This window comes from Tropicibacter sp. Alg240-R139 (assembly GCF_900537075.1).
Classification (GTDB): domain Bacteria; phylum Pseudomonadota; class Alphaproteobacteria; order Rhodobacterales; family Rhodobacteraceae; genus Falsiruegeria.
In genome coordinates, this window is record NZ_UNRA01000003.1 from 1 (window position 1) to 20616 (window position 20616).

The 20616-nt window shown below is 56.5% G+C and carries 19 protein-coding genes; 2 read left to right on the forward strand and 17 right to left on the reverse strand.

Going from position 1 to position 20616, the window contains the following annotated elements; all coding sequences use genetic code 11:
• The 4 genes from G6R15_RS12960 to rpsL all read right to left on the reverse strand — a co-directional run.
• Positions 1-444: GTP-binding protein (locus tag G6R15_RS12960; protein ID WP_164660313.1), on the reverse strand; the 444-nt coding region annotated here is incomplete at its 3' end.
• Positions 445-530: 86 nt separating this feature from the next.
• Positions 531-2648 carry an elongation factor G gene (gene fusA / locus G6R15_RS12965; RefSeq protein ID WP_164660314.1) on the reverse strand — a complete coding sequence of 706 codons (2118 nt, stop codon included), beginning with the start codon at positions 2646-2648 and terminating at the stop codon, positions 531-533.
• Between the two features lie 21 nt (positions 2649-2669).
• Entirely contained in the window at positions 2670-3140 is a 471-nt protein-coding gene (gene rpsG / locus G6R15_RS12970) for a 30S ribosomal protein S7 (protein WP_164660315.1), read from the reverse strand.
• Between the two features lie 15 nt (positions 3141-3155).
• Positions 3156-3527 (reverse strand): 30S ribosomal protein S12, encoded by a 372-nt coding sequence (gene rpsL, locus G6R15_RS12975; protein ID WP_005621086.1) that lies wholly within the window; start codon positions 3525-3527, stop codon positions 3156-3158.
• 394 nt (positions 3528-3921) lie between these two features.
• On the opposite strand from rpsL, the gene G6R15_RS12980 reads away from it, so the two are divergent.
• Positions 3922-4728, forward strand: a complete 807-nt coding sequence (locus tag G6R15_RS12980) for a putative rhamnosyl transferase (RefSeq protein WP_164660316.1) — start codon at positions 3922-3924, stop codon at positions 4726-4728.
• Here the strand turns inward: G6R15_RS12980 and G6R15_RS12985 are convergent.
• The 11 genes from G6R15_RS12985 to secE form a co-directional block, all read right to left on the reverse strand.
• Entirely contained in the window at positions 4703-5581 is an 879-nt protein-coding gene (locus G6R15_RS12985; protein ID WP_164660317.1) for a DMT family transporter, read from the reverse strand. The genes G6R15_RS12980 and G6R15_RS12985 overlap by 26 nt on opposite strands.
• Positions 5582-5885: 304 nt before the next feature.
• Positions 5886-6335, reverse strand: a complete 450-nt coding sequence (rpiB, locus tag G6R15_RS12990; RefSeq protein WP_164660318.1) for a ribose 5-phosphate isomerase B — start codon at positions 6333-6335, stop codon at positions 5886-5888.
• Between the two features lie 123 nt (positions 6336-6458).
• Positions 6459-10703 carry a DNA-directed RNA polymerase subunit beta' gene (gene rpoC / locus G6R15_RS12995; protein ID WP_164660319.1) on the reverse strand — a complete coding sequence of 1415 codons (4245 nt, stop codon included), beginning with the start codon at positions 10701-10703 and terminating at the stop codon, positions 6459-6461.
• Positions 10704-10752: 49 nt separating this feature from the next.
• Positions 10753-14886 carry a DNA-directed RNA polymerase subunit beta gene (rpoB, locus tag G6R15_RS13000; RefSeq protein WP_164660320.1) on the reverse strand — a complete coding sequence of 1378 codons (4134 nt, stop codon included), beginning with the start codon at positions 14884-14886 and terminating at the stop codon, positions 10753-10755.
• Between the two features lie 251 nt (positions 14887-15137).
• Positions 15138-15512: a 50S ribosomal protein L7/L12 gene (gene rplL, locus G6R15_RS13005; protein ID WP_164660321.1), complete on the reverse strand. Its 375-nt coding sequence runs from the start codon at positions 15510-15512 to the stop codon at positions 15138-15140.
• Between the two features lie 81 nt (positions 15513-15593).
• Complete coding sequence (gene rplJ, locus G6R15_RS13010; protein ID WP_164660322.1) at positions 15594-16112, reverse strand: 50S ribosomal protein L10; 519 nt, start codon at positions 16110-16112, stop codon at positions 15594-15596.
• A 292-nt stretch (positions 16113-16404) separates the two neighbouring features.
• Entirely contained in the window at positions 16405-17325 is a 921-nt protein-coding gene (locus G6R15_RS13015; RefSeq protein ID WP_164660323.1) for a glycosyltransferase family 2 protein, read from the reverse strand.
• A gap of 14 nt (positions 17326-17339) precedes the next feature.
• Complete coding sequence (rplA, locus tag G6R15_RS13020) at positions 17340-18038, reverse strand: 50S ribosomal protein L1 (protein ID WP_164660324.1); 699 nt, start codon at positions 18036-18038, stop codon at positions 17340-17342.
• 1 nt (position 18039) lies between these two features.
• A complete protein-coding gene (gene rplK / locus G6R15_RS13025; RefSeq protein ID WP_164660325.1) occupies positions 18040-18465 on the reverse strand; it encodes a 50S ribosomal protein L11 in 426 nt (141 codons plus the stop codon).
• A gap of 378 nt (positions 18466-18843) precedes the next feature.
• Positions 18844-19377 carry a transcription termination/antitermination protein NusG gene (gene nusG / locus G6R15_RS13030; protein ID WP_164660326.1) on the reverse strand — a complete coding sequence of 178 codons (534 nt, stop codon included), beginning with the start codon at positions 19375-19377 and terminating at the stop codon, positions 18844-18846.
• A 204-nt stretch (positions 19378-19581) separates the two neighbouring features.
• A complete protein-coding gene (secE, locus tag G6R15_RS13035) occupies positions 19582-19779 on the reverse strand; it encodes a preprotein translocase subunit SecE (RefSeq protein WP_164660327.1) in 198 nt (65 codons plus the stop codon).
• 104 nt (positions 19780-19883) lie between these two features.
• Here secE and G6R15_RS13040 point away from each other — a divergent pair, with 104 nt between their 5' ends.
• Positions 19884-20024, forward strand: coding sequence for a hypothetical protein (locus G6R15_RS13040; protein WP_164660328.1), 141 nt, complete (start codon positions 19884-19886; stop codon positions 20022-20024).
• A 2-nt stretch (positions 20025-20026) separates the two neighbouring features.
• On the opposite strand, the gene G6R15_RS13045 is transcribed toward G6R15_RS13040, so the two are convergent.
• Both G6R15_RS13045 and ccoS read right to left on the reverse strand, forming a co-directional pair.
• The gene (locus G6R15_RS13045; protein WP_164660329.1) at positions 20027-20431 is read right to left on the reverse strand and encodes a cupin domain-containing protein; all 405 of its coding nucleotides are present in this window, start codon (positions 20429-20431) and stop codon (positions 20027-20029) included.
• Positions 20432-20453: 22 nt separating this feature from the next.
• Positions 20454-20612, reverse strand: coding sequence for a cbb3-type cytochrome oxidase assembly protein CcoS (ccoS, locus tag G6R15_RS13050; RefSeq protein WP_164660330.1), 159 nt, complete (start codon positions 20610-20612; stop codon positions 20454-20456).
• Positions 20613-20616 lie beyond the last annotated feature (4 nt).

Below are 20616 nucleotides of genomic sequence, written 5' to 3' on the forward strand. Positions count from 1 at the left end.
TTCCATTTCCACCGGTTCCGGCAGCTCTTGTGCTTCGCCCTGGTAAACTTTGTTCATGACGACGACCATGTACGGGATGCCAACCTGGCGGCCCAGCAGGATGTGCTCGCGGGTCTGAGGCATCGGGCCGTCAGCAGCGTTCACAACCAGGATCGCGCCGTCCATCTGGGCGGCACCGGTGATCATGTTCTTGACGTAGTCGGCGTGGCCGGGGCAGTCAACGTGGGCGTAGTGACGACCCTCGGTCTCATACTCGACGTGTGCGGTCGAGATGGTGATGCCGCGGGCTTTTTCTTCAGGTGCGCCATCGATCTGGTCGTAGGCTTTGAAGTCACCGAAGTATTTGGTGATTGCTGCGGTCAGCGTGGTTTTGCCGTGGTCAACGTGGCCAATCGTGCCGATGTTCACGTGCGGCTTGTTACGCTCAAACTTTTCCTTTGCCATGGTTAGGCTCCTCTTTATCTGCGGATGGTGGGGCAGGCCCCACCCTACGGTGGTGGGTAGGGCGGGGTTCACCCCGCCACCCGGATTTATGCGAATTTGGCCTGGATCTCTTCCGAGATGTTGCCCGGGACCGGATCGTAGTGATCAAACTGCATCGAGAACTGGGCGCGGCCCGACGACATCGAACGCAGAGTGTTGATGTAGCCGAACATATTCGCCAGCGGTACAAAGCAATCAATCGCGATTGCGTTGCCGCGAGGCTCTTGACCAGACACCTGACCCCGACGCGATGTCAGGTCACCAATGATGCCACCCGTATATTCTTCCGGCGTGATCACTTCGACCTTCATGATCGGTTCCAGCAGCTTGGCGCCAGCTTTCTTCATGCCTTCGCGCATGCCCATACGAGCCGCGATTTCAAAGGCCAGAACGCTGGAGTCAACGTCGTGGAACTTACCATCGATCAGGGCAACCTTGAAGTCGATCACGGGGAAGCCAGCCAACGGGCCGCTATCCATGACGGACTTGATGCCTTTTTCAACACCTGGGATGTATTCCTTAGGAACAGCACCACCAACGATGCGGCTCTCGAACGAATACCCTTCGCCCGGCTCTGTCGGCGAGATGATGATCTTCACCTCGGCAAACTGACCCGAACCACCCGACTGTTTCTTGTGGGTATAGGTGTGCTCGACTTCGTGACCGATGGTCTCACGGTATGCAACCTGAGGTGCACCAATGTTCGCTTCGACCTTGAATTCACGCTTGAGACGGTCAACCAGGATGTCCAGGTGAAGTTCGCCCATGCCTTTCATGATGGTCTGACCGCTTTCGATGTCAGTTTCCACACGGAAGGAGGGGTCTTCTGCAGCCAGACGACCCAGACCCTGAGACATTTTCTCTTGGTCCGCTTTGGTTTTCGGTTCAACAGCGATCTCGATAACCGGATCGGGGAAGGTCATAGTTTCAAGAACCACCGGATCGTTCTGCGCGCAGAGCGTGTCACCTGTGGTGGTGTCTTTCAGACCTGCCAGCGCAATGATGTCGCCCGCGAACGCTTCCGTGATCTCTTCACGGTCGTTCGAGTGCATCATCATCATCCGGCCAACACGCTCTTTACGACCTTTGGTCGAGTTCATGAGCGTGTCACCCTTGTTCAGGGTACCCGAATAGATGCGGGTGAAGGTCAGCGAACCAACGAAGGGGTCGTTCATGATTTTGAACGCCAGGCCTGAGAACGCCATGTCATCATCCGCACGGCGGGGGATGTCACGGGTTTCAGTTTCGTCGCCGGGTTTAAAGCCCATGTAATCAACAACGTCCAGCGGGCTGGGCAGATAGTCGATCACCGCGTTGAGCAAGGGCTGAACGCCTTTGTTCTTGAACGCCGAACCACCCAGGACAGGAACAAACGCCATTTCCAAGGTGCCCTTGCGCAGCAGTTTGCGCAGGGTTGGAACGTCGGGCTCGTTGCCTTCCAGGTATTCCATCATCGCGTCGTCGTCCATTTCGACGGCCGCTTCGACCATTTTGCCACGCCACTCGTCGGCCATGTCCTGCAGGCTTTCGCGGATCGGTGCTTTGATCCACGATGCGCCAAGGTCTTCGCCCTGCCACAGCCATTCTTCCATGGTCACCAGATCAACCAGGCCTTCCAGCTCGGTTTCTGCGCCGATCGGAACACCAACCGGAACAGCGCGTGCACCAGTGCGGTCTTCGATCATGTGAACGCAGTTGAAGAAGTCAGCGCCGATTTTGTCCATCTTGTTGACGAACACCATACGCGGAACCTTGTAGCGGTCAGCTTGACGCCACACGGTTTCGGTCTGGGGCTCAACACCAGCGTTGGCATCCAGAACACAGACAGCACCGTCGAGAACCGCCAGCGAACGTTCAACTTCAATGGTGAAGTCAACGTGGCCAGGGGTGTCGATGATATTCAGACGGTGCTTTTCAGAGTCAGCAGTTTCGCCATCTTCGGTGCGTTCCCAGAAAGTGGTGGTCGCCGCTGAGGTGATGGTGATGCCGCGTTCCTGCTCCTGCTCCATCCAGTCCATGGTGGCTGCACCGTCGTGCACCTCACCAATGTTGTGGGATTTGCCGGTGTAATACAGGATCCGCTCGGAGCAGGTGGTTTTACCTGCATCGATGTGCGCCATGATACCGAAGTTACGGTAATGGTTGAGTGTATACTCGCGTGCCATTGGTCTAATGTCCTCTGGAATTTACCAACGATAATGGCTGAAGGCTTTGTTCGCCTCGGCCATCTTGTGAGTGTCTTCGCGTTTTTTGACGGCGGTACCGCGGGACTGAACAGCGTCCATCAGTTCACCGGCAAGGCGCTCTTCCATGGTGTTTTCGTTGCGACCACGCGATGCGGTGATCAACCAACGAATTGCCAGGGCTTCGCGGCGCTCGGGGCGGACTTCGACGGGAACCTGATAGGTTGCACCACCAACACGACGCGAGCGAACCTCGACCGACGGTTTGATGTTGTCGAGCGCTTCGTGGAAGACTTCGACAGGTGCGCGCTTGATCTTGGTCTCAACGCGGTCCAGCGCGTTATAGACGATCTTTTCTGCAACCGACTTTTTGCCGTCGATCATCAGGTTGTTCATGAATTTAGTCAGAACCTTGTCGCCAAATTTGGCGTCGGGCAGGACTTCGCGTTTTTCGGCGGCGTGACGACGTGACATATCAGCCTCTCCTTCTTACTTAGGACGTTTCGCGCCGTACTTCGAACGACGTTGCTTACGATCTTTGACGCCCTGGGTATCCAGAACACCGCGAAGGATGTGGTAACGCACACCTGGAAGGTCTTTTACACGACCGCCACGGATCAGAACCACAGAGTGCTCCTGAAGGTTGTGGCTTTCACCTGGGATGTACGAGATGACCTCGAAACCGTTGGTCAGGCGCACTTTGGCGACCTTACGCATAGCCGAGTTCGGCTTTTTCGGTGTGGTGGTGTACACGCGAGTGCAGACGCCACGCTTTTGCGGACACTGCTCAAGGTGCATGGACTTCGAGCGTTTTACTTTAGGCTGACGCGGCTTGCGGATCAGCTGTTGAATAGTTGGCATTCCGGTTTCTTCCCCGTTTTGCAACACACATGACATGCACGCGCGGTTGCGTGCGGCTAAACTTGCTGCGTTCGTGCGTCCACAAGCGCAAAATCCGCGAACGTTCCCATTCCGAGGTGAACGTCGCGGTTGGTTTTCAGAGGGCGCGAACGAAAAAGGTGTTCGGGCCTTGACCACTCCATCTCTGAAGTCGGCGGCGGGGCGACCCCCTATGCCGAGATAGCGCGCGTATATGGGGAGTCGGTCCGCGTGTCAACAGTCGCTCGACCGTCGGGTTTTCCGTCGTTACCTTTTGCAATAGCACCTGAGCAGTTGCAACACCCACGGCTGCGCCACTTGCACCTGCAGGGGCGCGTTGTCATAGTTTGCTCGACAAACACAAAACGGATTACTTATGCAAGTCATTGGCCTGTGCCGCTTTTCTTATCCAGCATTGGGTGGCTTTCAGATTGAGCACGAATCTCTCGAAGCTCGGCGCCGCTTCTTGTACGATCCGGCCCGGCTGGAAGAGCGTTTTGCCCTATTTGAAACCATTTCGCTACCCTGCTTTCGCGAACAGACCGACGATGACTTCACCCTGCTCGTTGTAACCGGAACCTGCCTACCCAGAGAGTCACGAGACCGCCTGCAGGATGTGACGGCCAACATGAAACAGATTCAGATCGTTGAACGTGAACCCGACCGCCATCGTCCGGTGATGAAACAAGTGATCAACTCGGCCCGTAAGAACAAAAACCAACCTTGCCTTCAGTTTCGCCATGACGATGACGATGCAGTGTCCGTCGATTTTGTCGAGCGGCTGCGTGCCGCGCCTACGGACGCCAAGGGACTTATGGCTGACAACGCGACGGTTGCGATAGATTTCAATAACGGTTTTCTGGCCAGATTGGACAGAACTGGGATCAAATCCTGCTCGGTCTACCAGTCCCTACTAGGAGTCGGACTGGGTATGTATGTCGAAGGTGGTTGCAATCAAACGATCATGAACTTCATGCACCACCGAATGGGACGCTTTATGCCTGTGATCAGCTACCCAGATGCCCCTATGTGGGTGCGTTCTTTTGGAGAGTTCAACGATTCCAACGACGGACGCCGCAGCAAGGCTAAGCTGGAACCTTTGAACGCTGATCAATCAGCCGAGTTTCAAGCGCGCTTTGCCATCGACGAAGATCTGGTCAGGCAGGCTCATGCCGCTTTTTGACGACCCGTTCCCGGAATAGTGTAAACAATCCTGCTCCAACCACGGCCGTGGCGCCAATCAAAGTCACCTTGTCCGGCCAATCCCCAAACATGAACCATCCCAGCAACAACGCCCAAATCAGGCTTGTGTAGCGGAACGGTGCGATGAACGACACCTCTCCGATGCGCATGACCATGACGCTGCACAGATACCCCAGCAAAATAAAAATCGCAGTGCTCGCGACCAAAACCATCGAACCTGGTGTAACCACCACCCAAGGCTCGGTCGCCGAGGCGACAGCGGCGACGCTCGTGACCGATAGCGCCGTCGCCAATGTCACAGTCATCGATGGCACATTTGCGGACATTTTGCGCGTGATCAAATCACGCAGCGTCACCAACAGCATCGCAGCCATGGCATAGAGCGAAAAGATGTTGAAACCCTCTGGCCCGGGACGAACAATCAGCAACATTCCGCAAAACCCCACGCCAATGGCCATGTACCGGCGCCATCCCACCCGTTCGCCAAAGAACACTGCCGCCCCAAGCGTTACTGTCAACGGCAAGGCCTGAAGTACTGCAGTGACATTTGCGAGCGGGATATTCATCAACGCTGTCAAAAAGAAAAAGGTAGTTGCCACCTCGGCCGCACAGCGGATCAAGACAAGTAGCCGATCCCCTTTTGGTATCCTCAGATCCACTTTGCCAAGATAACGCGCAAGCATAAAAATCAGGATACAGGTCAACAGGCCCCGCATCGTGATCAGTTGGAACAGCGGGATCGTCGCTCCAAGCTTCTTCATAAAGGCATCGTTGATCGTAAAGGCTGCCATGCTGCACATCATCAGCAGCGCGCCGCGAATATTTGGAGACATGTTCACTGCGCCCTCAAGTCGTCCAGAGTCATCTGGAAATGCGTCTCAGGATTCTTGGCAATACGTTCAAGGAAACGCAAGAGCTCGACTATTTTTATCGAGCGAGGCAAACGCCTCGGTGAAAAAAGGTCGGTGTCTGCATCGGAGATCGAACCGATCCAACTGTGCTGAGTTTCAGCAAGTCTCGGGCCCTATTGCACTTCACATTCACACGACACCATGCGTACCCGAAGTAATAGCTGGACACGCAAAACCGGGTAACGCCCTGGCCTGCCCCCTTTACCTCAGATTAGGATCATCCGTATCACCCTTCGATGGCAGTGATCATATCGACGCGCGTCGCGTGACGGCCACCTTCGAACTCAGCGCCCAGAAACGCATCGACAATTTCCAACGCTAGCGCTTCGCCAATCACGCGGGCACCGATGGACAACATGTTGGCGTTGTTATGTTCGCGGATCATCCGGGCCGAGAAGGGGTCGGCGCAAACACCGCAACGAACACCCTTGACCTTGTTGGCTGCCATCATGATGCCCTGGCCGGTGCCGCACAGGATAATGCCCAGATCAGCCTTACCCGATGCAACGTGACGCGCCGCCGCTTCGCCGTGTTTCGGGTAATGTGTACTTTCCGGTGTGGCCGGACCGATATCGACGACCTCCCATCCCATTGCCCCGATGTGTTTGGCAAGGCTCTGGCGCAGGTCGATGGCCGCGTGGTCGCTGGAAAGAACGATACGTTTGCTGGCAGTCATGGTCTTGGTCCGTTTGTGGTTGTGAGTGATGAACAGGTCCACGGCCCCTGTATCAGTAAGCCAGAAAAAAGAAAAACCCCCGCACCAACGGCGCGGGGGTTTTTTTACCAGCTATCGCGAAGATCAATCGCGGCTTTCAGGCGTGTCCACCAGCGTGTCGAAATCATCGTCACCGATGATGTCGCCGTCCATAACCGGAGCAGCCAGCGCAGCGGCAGCTTCAGCCTCTTCGCGGCGGGCTTCGATCACGACATTGTCGCGATCGGTTGCAATACCGCGAACGCTCTGAGTTGCGCCACCAGTACCAGCCGGGATCAGGCGACCCACGATGACGTTCTCTTTCAGGCCAACCAGTTTGTCCTTCTTACCTTGGACAGATGCCTCGGTCAGAACACGAGTTGTTTCCTGGAACGACGCAGCCGAGATGAACGAACGGGTCTGCAACGAAGCTTTGGTGATACCCAACAGGATCGGTTCGCCCTGTGCCGGACGACCGCCTTTCGACAGTGCCTTTTCACAGGCAGCGTCGAATTCCTGTTTGTCCACATGTTCGCCTTTGAGCAGCGTGGTGTCACCAGAATCCTGGATCTCCCACTTCTGCAGCATCTGGCGCACGATAACTTCGATGTGCTTATCGTTGATCTTCACGCCCTGCAGACGGTAAACGTCCTGAACCTCGTCGATCATGTAGTCCGCCAGCGCCTCGACACCCATGATGGACAGGATGTCGTGCGGGGCCGGATTACCATCCATCAGGTATTCACCCTTCTGGATAAAGTCACCTTCCGCAACTGGAATGTGCTTGCCCTTGGGCACCATGTATTCGACGGGCTCCTGACTTTCGTCCGAAGGTTCGATGGTGATGCGACGCTTGTTCTTGTAGTCGCGTCCAAAGCGCACGTAACCATCTTCTTCAGCGATGATTGCGTGATCCTTGGGACGACGCGCTTCGAATAGTTCGGCCACACGCGGCAGACCACCAGTGATGTCCTTGGTCTTGGCGCCTTCACGCGGGATACGCGCAACAACGTCACCGGCCTTTACCTTATCGCCATCTTCAATCGACAGGATCGCATCCACGGACATCGGATAGTGAACCGGGTTGCCCGCATCATTGCGGACCGGCTCGCCATCTTCGCCTACCAGGATGATCTCAGGCTTCAACTCGTTGCCTTTGGGGGCCGCGCGCCAGTCGATCACGATCTTCTGGGTCATGCCGGTGGCATCATCGGTCTCGTCACGTACAGCGAGGCCAGACACCAGGTCGACATACTTTGCGGTGCCGTCTTTTTCAGCAATGATTGGCAGGGTGTAGGGGTCCCATTCGAACAGCTTGTCGCCGCGACCGATCTTGTCACCGTCCTTGACGAACAACTTGGAGCCGTAACCCAGCTTGAAGCTGGCACGCTCTTCGCCGTGCTCGTCATTGATGATCAGCTTCATGTTCCTGCCCATCACCAGGTTGTCACCTGCCGAGTTTGCCAGAGTCTGAGCGTTTTCAAAGACGATGACACCGTCCTGGCCAGCCTCTTGGAACGACTGCTGACCACCTTGGGCAACACCGCCGATGTGGAAGGTCCGCATCGTCAGCTGTGTACCAGGCTCACCGATGGACTGCGCCGCAATGATACCGACGGCCTCGCCGGTGTTCACCTTGGTGCCGCGCGCCAGGTCACGACCGTAACACATGGCACAGACGCCCTCTTCGGCCTCACAGGTAAGCGGGCTGCGAATCCGTGCTGAGGCGACACCAGCTTCGTCAACGGAGTCCGACATGCGCTCGTCAATCAATTGACCAGCCGCAATCAGAACCTCAGTTGTGCCCGGTTTAAGGATATCCTCTGCCGCAACACGGCCCAGAATACGCTCGGCCAGCGAGGAGACGACTTCACCATCGTTGACGGCCGCTTCGGCGGTGATCGCAGTTTCGGTTCCGCAGTCGTTCATACGAACGATGCAGTCCTGCGCCACGTCTACCAGACGACGGGTCAGATAACCCGAGTTGGCCGTTTTCAAAGCAGTATCAGACAGACCCTTACGGGCACCGTGTGTCGAGTTAAAGTACTCGAGAACGGTCAGGCCTTCTTTAAAGTTCGAGATGATCGGTGTCTCGATGATGTCGCCGTTCGGCTTGGCCATCAGGCCGCGCATACCGCCCAGCTGTTTCATCTGAGTAACCGAACCACGCGCACCCGAGTGGGCCATCATGTAGACCGAGTTCGGTTCCTTGTCAGAACCGTCCTCGTGCTTTTGCACGTCCGAGATCGAGCCCATCATCGCATCGGTGACACGGTCGTTACACTTCGACCAGGCATCGACAACCTTGTTGTACTTTTCGCCCTGTGTGATCAGGCCGTCCATGTACTGTTGTTCGAAATCCTTCACCTGATTGCGAGTCTCGTCTACGATTTCCCACTTGTCCTCCGGGATCAGCATGTCGTCCTTACCGAACGAAATACCGGCCTTAAACGCCTCGCGGAAGCCCATGGTCATGATCTGATCACAGAAGATGACCGACTCTTTCTGACCGCAGTAACGGTAGACGGTGTCAATGACCTGCTGCACTTCCTTCTTACGTAGCAGGCGGTTCACCAACTCGAACGGAGCCTTGGCATTGGCAGGCAGTAGCGCACCCAAACGGACACGGCCTGGAGTGGTTTCAAAGCGCTCAAACACTTCGTTGCCTTCGTCATCGTACTGAGTGACCCGCGCAGTGATCTTTGTGTGCAGGTGTACGACACCTGCGTCCAACGCATGCTGAACCTCTTCGATCGAACCGAACACCATGCCTTGACCCGGCATGCCTTCACGCTCCAGGGTCAGATAGTAGAGACCCAAGATCATATCCTGCGATGGAACGATGATCGGCGCGCCGTTTGCAGGCGACAAAACGTTGTTCGTCGACATCATCAGAACACGCGCTTCCAGCTGGGCCTCAAGGCTCAGCGGAACGTGAACAGCCATCTGGTCGCCATCAAAGTCGGCGTTAAAGGCCGAACAGACCAGCGGGTGCAGCTGGATCGCTTTACCTTCGATCAGGACCGGTTCGAACGCCTGAATGCCAAGACGGTGCAGCGTAGGCGCACGGTTCAGCATGACAGGGTGTTCGCGGATGACCTCGTCCAGAATGTCCCAAACTTCGGGACGCTCTTTCTCGACCAATTTCTTCGCCTGTTTCACAGTCGAAGACAGACCCTTGGCTTCAAGACGCGAGTAAATGAACGGCTTGAACAGCTCCAGCGCCATCTTCTTGGGCAGGCCACATTGGTGCAGCTTGAGTTCCGGACCCGTGACAATAACCGAACGGCCCGAAAAGTCGACGCGCTTGCCCAAAAGGTTCTGACGGAAACGACCCTGCTTACCTTTCAGCATGTCCGACAGTGATTTCAGCGGGCGCTTGTTGGCGCCGGTGATCACGCGGCCACGACGGCCGTTGTCGAACAAGGCATCAACGGATTCCTGCAACATCCGCTTTTCGTTGCGGACGATGATGTCAGGTGCACGCAGCTCGATCAGACGCTTCAGACGGTTGTTCCGGTTGATCACGCGGCGATACAGATCGTTCAGATCCGAGGTCGCGAAACGACCACCATCCAGCGGTACCAGCGGACGCAGTTCCGGCGGGATCACGGGGATCACGGTCAGGACCATCCATTCCGGGCGGTTGCCGGATTCCAGGAAGCTCTCAACCACTTTCAGACGCTTGATGATCTTCTTGGGCTTCAGCTCGCCAGTTGCTTCGGCCAGATCGGCACGCAGCTGCTCGGCTTCGGCTTCCAGGTCGATCGCAGCCAGCATTTCACGGATCGCTTCGGCGCCAATGTTGGCGGTAAAGGCGTCCATGCCAAACGCATCCTGCGCGTCCATGTACTCTTCTTCAGTCATCATCTGACCATAGGTCAGGTCGGTCAGACCCGGCTCGATGACAACATAGTTTTCAAAATACAGAACACGTTCCAGATCGCGCAGCGTCATGTCCAGCATCAGACCGATGCGGGACGGCAGCGACTTCAGGAACCAGATGTGTGCAACGGGCGCGGCCAGCTCGATGTGGCCCATACGCTCGCGGCGCACTTTCTGGAGTGTAACTTCAACACCGCATTTCTCGCAGACAACGCCGCGATACTTCATGCGCTTATATTTGCCGCACAGGCATTCGTAGTCCTTGATCGGGCCAAAGATGCGAGCGCAGAACAGACCGTCACGCTCAGGCTTGAACGTACGATAGTTGATGGTTTCCGGCTTTTTGATTTCGCCGTATGACCACGACAGAATCCGCTCCGGCGAAGCCAGCGAGACCTTAATCTCGTCAAAGACCTTCGGCGGGGTCAGCGGGTTGAACGGGTTATTCGTCAGTTCCTGGTTCATTTTGCGTCCTTACAAATTGGGATGGGATGAGTGTGGGGCGCGACCGCCCCTACTCTTCCTCCGCATCCAGGAGTTCCATATTCAGGCCGAGACCACGGACTTCTTTCACCAGAACGTTGAACGATTCCGGTACGCCCGCTTCAAAGTTGTCTTCGCCCTTGACGATCGATTCATAGACCTTGGTCCGGCCTGCAACGTCATCCGACTTGACGGTCAGCATTTCCTGCAGGGTGTAGGCGGCGCCGTAAGCTTCCAGAGCCCAGACCTCCATCTCACCAAAGCGCTGACCACCGAACTGCGCCTTACCACCCAGCGGCTGCTGCGTAACAAGCGAGTACGGACCAGTCGAACGCGCGTGGATCTTGTCGTCGACCAGGTGGTGCAGTTTCAGCAGGTACTTGATGCCCACGGTCACCGAACGCGCGAACTGCTCACCGGTGCGGCCGTCGAACAGAACCGACTGACCGCTTTCCGAGAAGCCCGCTCGCACCAGCGCATCGTTGACGTCTGCCTCTTTCGCACCGTCAAAGACCGGCGTTGCGATCGGCACACCACGGGTCACGTTACCAGCGGCTTCAACCAGTTCACCTTCGGACAGATCAGCCAGACCTTCGGCATAGACGTTTTCACCATAAGCATGGTTCATCGCCTCACGCACCGGGGTCAGGTCGCCCGAACGGCGGTATTCCTGCAGCGCATCATCTACGTTCAGACCCAGACCGCGCGCGGCCCAACCCATGTGGGTTTCAAGGATCTGACCGACGTTCATACGCGAGGGAACACCCAGCGGGTTCAAACAGAAGTCAACCGGTGTACCATCGGCCAGGAACGGCATGTCTTCCATCGGGACAACCTTGGAAATAACACCTTTGTTCCCGTGACGACCGGCCATCTTGTCACCCGGCTGCAGCTTGCGCTTCACGGCGATGAAGACTTTGACCATCTTCATCACACCCGGCGGCAGGTCGTCGCCACGGCGGACTTTTTCGACCTTGTCTTCAAAACGGGCATCCAAAGCGCGCTTTTGCACTTCGTACTGCTCGTTCAGAGCTTCGACCACCTGTGCGTCCTGCTCGTCTTCCAGGGCCAGCTGCCACCACTGACCACGGATCAGCGTGTCCAGCAGATCTTGGGTAATTTCCGAACCGGCACGAACCCCTTTGGGGCCTTTGACGGCGGATTTACCCAGCAGCATGCCTTTGAGACGGGCATAGATGTTGCGGTCCAGGATCGCCATTTCGTCGTCCCTGTCTCGGGCCAGACGCTCGACTTCTTCGCGTTCGATCTGCAGCGCACGCTCGTCTTTTTCGACGCCGTGACGGTTGAACACACGGACCTCGACCACAGTACCGAAGTCACCCGGCTTCACGCGCAGCGAGGTGTCGCGCACGTCCGAAGCTTTTTCGCCAAAGATGGCGCGCAACAGCTTCTCTTCCGGGGTCATTGGGCTTTCGCCCTTCGGAGTGATCTTGCCGACCAGAATATCGCCCGGCTCAACGTCCGCACCGATGTAAACGATGCCAGCCTCGTCGAGGTTGCGCAGCGCTTCTTCACCGACGTTCGGGATGTCGCGAGTGATCTCTTCTGGACCCAGCTTGGTGTCACGGGCGGCAACTTCAAATTCCTCGATGTGAACCGAGGTAAAGACGTCATCACGCGCGATACGTTCGCTGATCAGGATCGAGTCTTCGTAGTTGTAACCGTTCCAAGGCATAAACGCGACGACCACGTTTTTACCCAAGGCCAGTTCACCCATGTCAGTGGACGGGCCATCGGCAATCACTTCGCCCTTCAGAACCGTGTCACCTACTTTGACCAGCGGACGCTGGTTAATGCAGGTGTTCTGGTTCGAACGCTGGAATTTGCGCATGCGGTAGATGTCAACACCAGCGTCGCCCAATTCCAGATCAGACGTCGCGCGGATAACGATACGCTGCGCATCGACCTGGTCGATGATGCCTGCACGCTTCGCCATGATCGCAGCACCCGAGTCACGGGCAACAACTTCTTCGATCCCGGTGCCGACCAGCGGCGCTTCGGCACGCAACAGCGGAACCGCCTGACGTTGCATGTTCGAGCCCATCAGAGCACGGTTGGCGTCGTCGTTTTCCAGGAACGGAATCAGAGAGGCCGCAACCGAGACCAGCTGCTTGGGCGACACGTCGATCAGGTCCACGTTTTCGCGCGGAGCTAAGGTGTAGTCGCCCGACTGACGGGTCGACACTAGATCGTTGATGAACTTGCCATTTTCATCCAGCGTCGCGTTAGCCTGAGCCACCGTGTGGCGCATTTCTTCGGTCGCGGACATGTAGTGGACCTCATCAGTCACCTCGGCGTCTTTGACGACGCGGTAAGGTGTTTCGATGAAACCATACTTGTTCACGCGGGCAAAAGTAGCCAGCGAGTTGATCAGACCAATGTTCGGACCTTCGGGCGTTTCAATCGGGCACATCCGACCATAGTGGGTCGGGTGCACGTCGCGCACCTCAAAGCCAGCGCGTTCACGTGTCAGACCACCGGGGCCAAGCGCCGAGAGACGGCGTTTGTGAGTGACTTCGGACAGCGGGTTGGTCTGGTCCATGAATTGCGACAGCTGCGACGAGCCAAAGAATTCGCGGACAGCCGCAGCAGCCGGTTTCGCATTGATCAGGTCTTGCGGCATGACGGTGTCGATCTCGACCGACGACATACGTTCCTTGATCGCACGTTCCATGCGCAGCAGGCCAACGCGATACTGGTTTTCCATCAATTCGCCGACCGAACGCACACGACGGTTGCCCAGGTGGTCGATGTCGTCGATGTCGCCACGGCCATCACGCAGGTCAACAAGCGCCTTGATGCAGGCAACAATGTCTTCCTTGCGCAGGGTACGCTGCGTGTCTTCGGCATCCAAAGCCAGGCGCATGTTCATTTTAACGCGGCCAACGGCGGACAGGTCGTAGCGCTCGCTGTCAAAGAACAGCGTTTCAAACAGCGCCGAAGCGGCCTCGACGGTGGGTGGTTCGCCCGGACGCATGACGCGGTAAATGTCCATGAGCGCAGTGTCGCGACCCATGTTCTTGTCTACAGCCATGGTGTTACGCATGTACGGACCGACGTTGACGTTATCGATGTCGAGAACCGGAATGTCGTGGACACCGTTGTCGATCAGTTCCTTGACAGTACCACCGATAATGTCGCCGTCCTTGTCATATTCCAAGGTCAGCTCATCGCCGGCCTCAACATAGATGGCACCGGTTTCTTCGTTGATCACATCCTTGGCGACGTATTTGCCAACGATGTGTTCAAAAGGAACCAGAAGGTTGGTAACATCACCCGCTTCGATCAGCTTTTTGACTGCGCGCGGGGTAACTTTCTTACCCGCTTCGGCAATAACTTCACCGCTTTTCGCATCGACCAGATCATAGGTCGGGCGGGTGCCGCGTACACGCTCGGGAAAGAACGGGGCAACCCAACCCTTGTTCTTGTCCAGCTTGTAGGAAACCGTGTTGTAGTAGGCATCCATGATCGCTTCTTGATCCAGACCCAGAGCATACAGCAGGGTTGTCACAGGCAGTTTACGACGCCGGTCGATACGAGCGAACACGATGTCCTTGGCGTCGAATTCGAAATCCAACCAGCTGCCGCGATACGGGATGATGCGGCAGGCAAACAGCAATTTGCCCGAAGAGTGGGTTTTGCCCTTGTCATGATCAAAGAACACGCCAGGCGAACGGTGCATCTGGGACACGATCACACGTTCGGTACCGTTCACGATGAAGGTACCGTTAGGTGTCATCAGGGGCATGTCGCCCATGAATACGTCTTGTTCCTTGATGTCCTTGACCGACTTGGCGCCAGTGTCCTCGTCGATATCAAACACGATCAGGCGCAGGGTGACCTTCAGCGGGGCGCTGTAGGTCATGTCGCGCTGCATGCACTCTTCGACGTCGTACTTGGGCTTCTCCAGATCGTACTTCACGAACTCCAGAACAGAAGTTTCGTTGAAATCTTTGATCGGGAAAACCGATTGGAACACACCTTTGATGCCCTCGCCGTCAAGCGGCAGCTCGGCATCGCCCGAGCGCAGGAACAGGTCATAGGAGGATTTTTGAACCTCAATGAGGTTCGGCATATCCAGCACTTCGCGGATTTTGCCGTAATATTTACGAAGACGTTTCTGGCCAAGGAACGTTTGAGCCATGTCAGATGTCACCTTTTCAATTTCTCATCGGTCAAGTCTGCCGTCGGGCCCCGGCAGCTTGGCCATTCGAGACAACGCGATCGGATCAATTCATGGCCACCGTCCCGAGTGGCAGCCTCCCGATCCATAAACCGCGTCTTAGAAAAGGCTTTGGGCAACAAAGCCCTTTCTAAGACAGGTTCGGCTGGACCCGGATTTCTCTGGGCCCAGCCAAATTTTGCGATGCATCAGCGATGCACCTGTCGAGTGACTTAGGCCACTTCGACTTCGGCGCCAGCTGCTTCCAGCTTGCCTTTGACGTCTTCGGCTTCGTCTTTCGACACGGCTTCTTTGATTTTGCCGCCAGCTTCGACCAGTTCTTTGGCTTCTTTCAGGCCCAGGCCTGTCAGAGCGCGAACTTCTTTGATCACGTTGATCTTCGAAGCGCCGGCGTTCTTCAGAACGACGTCGAATTCGGTCTTTTCTTCCTCGGCTGCGCCACCGGCGTCGCCGCCAGCTGCCATGACAACCGCGCCGCCAGCTGCGGGCTCGATGCCATATTCGTCTTTGAGGATGGTTTTCAGTTCTTGTGCTTCCAGCAGGGTCAGACCCACGATGCTTTCTGCGAGTGCTTTCAGATCAGCCATTGTATCAGCTCTTTCCGTTTACAGTGTGTGTGTTCCAACGTCCTTGGAATTTCCCGACGCCAGTCATTCAGTGCCAACCGCTTACGCAGCTTCCGCCTTCTCTTCGATGGTCGAAAGGATGCTTGCGATGTTGCTTGCAGGTGCGCCAATTGCGCCGGCGATGTTCGAAGCAGGTGCGCCAATGCAGCTTGCGATCTGAGCAATAAGCTCTTCGCGAGACGGCATTTTCGAAACTGCCTGGACGCCAGCACGGTCCAGAGCGTTCTCGCCCATTGCACCGCCAAGGATTTCGAACTTTTTGTTCTCCTTGGCGAAGTCCTCGGCAACCTTGGCCGCAGCCACAGGATCCTCGGAATAGGTCAGAACGGTCATACCCGTCAGCAGGTCGGCGATGCTTTCACACGGCTTTCCGTCGAGGGCGATTTTGGCGAGCCTGTTTTTGGCAACACGCACAGACCCACCCGCATCGCGTGCACGCGCGCGTAGGTCCTGCATTTCAGCAACTGTAAGACCGACGTAGTGGGAAACCACAACGACGCCAGAGCTTTCGAAGATTTGGCCGAGTTCCTCGACCACTTTCTCTTTCTGGGCTCTATCCACAGTTCTCTCCAAGTTTGGGGCGTCAGACACCCCGGCTCATATTTGCCGGAACCGAAATCCCGGCGTTTAGGTCCGCAATACGGGGTTGAGCCAAAATTCGCCCGAAGGTCCAGCCCTCGATCTCATTGGTCTTTCCCGTCTCAGGCAGGAGATTAAGACCTTTCGCAAGGTCACCCACCGTCTTGGACGAAACAAAATAAAGCGCACGACGAATCGCACGCTTTATTCCGCACTCCTACTTAGGGCACAGCGGACGGGTTTCCAAGAGGTAAAACACGCGGTCGGGCGGAAATCAGCCAGGAAAGGCATCGCCAAAAACACGACGCGCAATGGTGTCAAAATTCAGCTGCAGATCCAGCCGTGCGCCTTCCGCCTGCAGGCGCTTCAACAGCTCGGGCGACGCCTTATGTAAGCGTGCGTGCAGTTCTTGCAACTCTACATCTGCATTTTCCGAGCCCATCGCCGTCTCTATCCGATGCGTCAACGGTACGGTAAAACCCCGCGATCCAGCCCGCCACGCGAGCTTGCCATGCCAGGCATCATAATCCAGGCCAATGAAATGCAGCAGATATGCACCGTCCTGACGGCCAATCATGTGCTCCACCATCGGCTCACCATTGCGACGCTGCGGCCAATGCTGGCGCAACGAGACGCCTTCAATCCCGGTACGCGTAGCAGACTTACCCTGCGGATGCCCCACGAGCCCCTTGCGGCGGGGGCCGAACAGTTCAGCGTTATCCACATACACCCGGCGCGCCACGTCCCGCTCCATCGGCAGCCGAAAGGTCAGCGTATCCTGCGCAACCAAAGGCTCGACAATTTCGGCGGTTTCGATGCGAATGGCTTCCGTTTCCGCCGCTTGCGCAGACAACAGATCCGTGATCCTACCCTCGTCCACATAAACAAACTCGTCCGCATCCACGTTCAGCAACCAGTCCTCAGATGTGGTGCGGTAGATATGGCTGAGTGCAAAATTCTGGCGTTTCGGAAAACGGGTGTCCTGCGTCAAACCCAGGCCCTCCCAAAATTCCGGAGTACAGGGGATACAGGTGACTTTGGGATCTGCCTCCAGGACCCCGATGGCGGGGTCCCGGGGATTGTCAAACATCAGGGTCAGACCGTCGGCGCCGGCCTCCAGATACCAAGCCGCAAACCGAAGAGTATCGGCCAGCGTCTCGTTCAGGATGGCTCCGACGCGCCAGGTTGCGGTCATGCCCTGCCTCCGGCTTACTCGCCAGCGGCCTGTGCGACGTCGATCGTCACGCCCGGACCCATGGTCGAGGACAGAGCGATCTTTTTCATGTAGGTGCCTTTGGAGCCCGACGGGCGAGCCTTGGCAACAGCCGAAACAAACGCGCGAACGTTTTCGACCAGCTTGGCTTCGTCGAACGACGCTTTGCCAACACCAGCGTGAACAACGCCACCCTTTTCAGCCTTGAACTGAACTTCGCCACCTTTGGCTGCTTCCACGGCCGCTTTCACGTCCATGGTCACGGTGCCAACTTTGGGGTTCGGCATCAGGTTGCGCGGGCCCAGGATTTTACCCAGACGTCCAACGACGGGCATCATGTCCGGGGTCGCAATGCAGCGATCAAACTCGATGGTGCCGCCCTGGATGCTTTCCATCAGGTCCTCTGCGCCAACGATGTCTGCGCCAGCCGCCTGAGCTTCTTCAGCTTTGGGACCGCGCGCGAATACAGCAACACGCATGGTTTTGCCGGTGCCGTTGGGCAGACCGATCACGCCGCGAACCATCTGGTCTGCGTGACGGGTGTCAACGCCCAGGTTCATGGCGATTTCGATGGTTTCGTCGAACTTCGAGGTTGCGTTGGTTTTGACCAGAGCAACAGCTTCTTCTACCGACAGGTTTGCCTTGCCAGCGAGAGCCTCGCGCGCAGCGCGGGTGCGTTTACCAAGCTTTGCCATCTTACTTTACCTCGATGCCCATAGAGCGGGCAGAGCCCAGGATGATCTGCATTGCGCCTTCGATGTCGTTGGCGTTGAGATCTTTCATCTTAGCTTCGGCGATTTCTTTCACCTGAGCTGCGGTCACGGTACCAACAGTTTCACGCGACGGGGTCTTTGCACCCGACTTAACCTTGGCAGCCTTCTTCAGGTAGTAAGACGCAGGCGGCGTCTTGATGTCCATAGTAAAGGACTTGTCCTGATAGTAGGTGATCACGGTCGGGCACGGCGCGCCGGGCTCCATTTCCTGCGTCTTGGCGTTGAACGCCTTGCAGAATTCCATGATGTTGATGCCGCGCTGACCCAGTGCGGGGCCGACGGGCGGAGAGGGGTTTGCCTGACCTGCAGGAACCTGCAGCTTCATCGAACCAACGAGCTTCTTAGCCATTTGGTTTTCCTTTCAACTAAGGTGAAACGCGTTCCACCCAAACTATGTTGCGTGGTCAGATCTCAGGATCGCGATCCATCAATCTCCCACGAGAGAATCTCGCCCAAAGACGATAAGAGCGGCAATTACAGGGGAGCGGTAAGGTTGGCAAGTGGGTAATCCGAGTGGGAGGTTGACTGGTCAAACTCACAAGGGAAGCGAAAGGCCAATGAAACAATCTGCAATTCGCAAGCGAACCCCCAACTACGCACCAGTTTTCTGCGCTCCAAAGGTAGCCTAGGCTACAGCCTATCGCTCACCGTAGTCGGATATTACAAAAGAAAAACGCCGCGATCCCAAGGGAATCACGGCGCGGTAGGTATTGTTCTTACAGCAGTCTCAACCCTGTTTGGTGACCTGCGTGAATTCCAGTTCAACCGGTGTTTCGCGACCAAAGATCGACACCGACACCTTGAGGCGCTGGTTGTCGTCGTCCACCTCTTCGATCATGCCATCGAAATCCTCGAACGGGCCATCGTTGACTTTGACCTTCTCGCCGACTTCGAAAATGATAAGGGTCCGAGGAGCCTCTTCACCTTCCTGAACACGGTTGAGGATTTGGTTCACCTCGGCATCGCGCATCGGCATCGGGCGGCCCTGAGGACCAAGGAAACCGGTGACGCGGTTGATCGAGTTGATCAGGTGATACCCGTGATCCGACATTTCCATGTGCACCAGAACATAGCCTGGCATGAAACGGCGCTCGGTTGTGACCTTCTTGCCGCGACGAACTTCGATCACCTCTTCGGTGGGGACCAGAACCTCGTCAATATCGTCTTCCAGACCCTGCTCGGCCACGGACGTGCGGATCTGTTCCGCGATCTTCTTCTCGAAGTTCGAAAGTACGCTGACCGAGTACCACCGTTTCGCCATGAACCTGTCGTCCTTGTCCTGTTCAGTCAGCCCATTCGGCACTGACCCAAAAACCTGATTTTTTCTACGGCACTTACCGCAGCTCCCGGAATAAAAAGCGGCGCGCAACTCGAATCGCCGCACGCCCATCCCGAAGGTAGTGCGTCACCTACTCCGACCGCGCAAAATGCGCAAGAGGCAACGCCGTATTCTGCCGGGTCAGCGTTAGCCGAACATGCCCAGAACCAACTTTAGCCCTTCGCGGATCGACAGATCGACCAACGCGAAAAACACAGCTGTCAAGGCTGCCATGATGAACACCATGACCGTGGTCAGCAGAACCTCGCGGCGGGTCGGCCATACAACCTTGGAAACCTCGGCGCGGACCTGCTGAATAAACTGGATCGGATTGGTGGTGGCCATTTGGCTGTCATTCCTTCTCTACCGAATGAACGGGACATAACGGGGCTTGCGAGCAAATTCAAGGCCGCTTTGCTAACCAGTCCAGAACCGGTTCAAAGTTACCCATGATCCGACTGACGCAGGCGTTCGTGTCGCCCCTTTTACAGCTGCAAGCGATCTCAAAGGGCAGCTCTTGTGCAATTACCACCTATTCTTTTGGCGCATCGGCGCTTGGCCGACATCATAACGAAGATGAAAAACCATAGATTTACTCAGGTTGCACCCGATAATCTGCATCGCTGACTTGTTCCAACCAATCAGCCACACGCCCTTCGTGCGCTTCTTGCATGGCAAGATGAACCATTCCGGTTTCTGGGCCTGCGCCGTGCCAGTGCTCTTCACCCGGCGGGATCCAGACAGTATCGCCTGCGCGGATCACCTTGGGTGGCTTGCCCCGCAACCCGACCAAGCCTACGCCGCTGAGCACATGCAACGTCTGGCCCATCGGGTGCGTGTGCCAAGCTGTCCGCGCTCCGGGCTCGAACCCCACTCGCAGGGCCCTGATCCGGGCAGGTTCGGGTGCTTCGATAACCGGATCCTGCCACACCGTGCCCGTAAACCAATCCGCATTGGCTTTGCGGGAGGGGCGAGTGCCTGCGCGGTAAATGTCCATCGAGACTCATGTCCTTTCGGGGTCAGGGTTTGGGATGATCGTCCCATTCATCGCTAAGGATGCGGCGGGCATCCCCTTCGGGATCGTCGTACTGGTTGCTGCGCACCGTGTAGACAAAGGCAATCAGTCCAACAGCCCCCAGAAACAAGGAAATCGGGATCAGATATGTGATCACGTCCATGGGT